A 258-nucleotide genomic window follows, 5' to 3' on the forward strand; every position below is an offset into this window, starting at 1 on the left:
TCGGGCCCTGCATCGCCCAGTCCAGCTACGAGGTCGGGGCCGATTTCGAGGCGCGGTTCGAGCACCATGATCCGGGGTCGAGCCGGTTCTTCGCGCCGGGCGCGGCGGCCGACAAGCGGATGTTCGTCCTGCCCGGCTTCGTCCTGTGGCGGCTGGACCAGGCGGGGGGCGGCGAGGCGGCCTGGACCGGGCACGACACCTGTGCGGACGAGGCGGCCTTCTATTCCAACCGCCGCGCCTTCCAGCGGGGCGAGCCGG

At 73.3% G+C, this 258-nt stretch carries 1 protein-coding gene; it reads left to right on the plus strand.

Translation table 11 applies throughout. The features are described from left to right. The coding region (locus RYX56_RS26680) for a laccase domain-containing protein (RefSeq protein WP_317124286.1) at nucleotides 1-258 on the plus strand (258 nt) is incomplete at both ends.

Origin of the sequence: Alkalihalophilus lindianensis, from assembly GCF_032843265.1 — a bacterium.
In the GTDB taxonomy this organism is placed as follows: Bacteria; Bacillota; Bacilli; order Bacillales; family Bacillaceae_D; genus Alkalihalophilus; species Alkalihalophilus lindianensis.